Here is a 264-nt window from a genome sequence, read left to right on the forward strand (position 1 = left end):
TGAACCAATCGGCCGCAGAAGCCTTGCGACGAGTCTAGGTCTCAGTGAACGCATCTTAAGAGCTGAAGTTCAGTTCTTAAAAGAACAAAATCTGCTGGATGTCAAAACGAGCGGTATGATGCTGACGACTGAAGGTCATGCTTTGCTTGAAATGCTTGAAGGAATGATGAAGGACGTTTTAGGCTTAACCTTTTTGGAAAATACATTAAAGAGGAAGTTAGGCCTAGAAGAAGTCATGATCGTTTCTGGTGACAGTGACGAATC

General features: G+C 43.2%; 1 pseudogene. It reads left to right on the top strand.

Features of this window, described 5'->3' with window-relative positions:
• A pseudogene (locus SB658_RS24705) lies at positions 1–264 on the top strand (hypothetical protein); the annotation flags it as partial.

This window comes from Bacillus sp. SIMBA_008 (genome assembly GCF_046535495.1).
Taxonomy (GTDB): domain Bacteria; phylum Bacillota; class Bacilli; order Bacillales; family Bacillaceae; genus Bacillus; species Bacillus subtilis.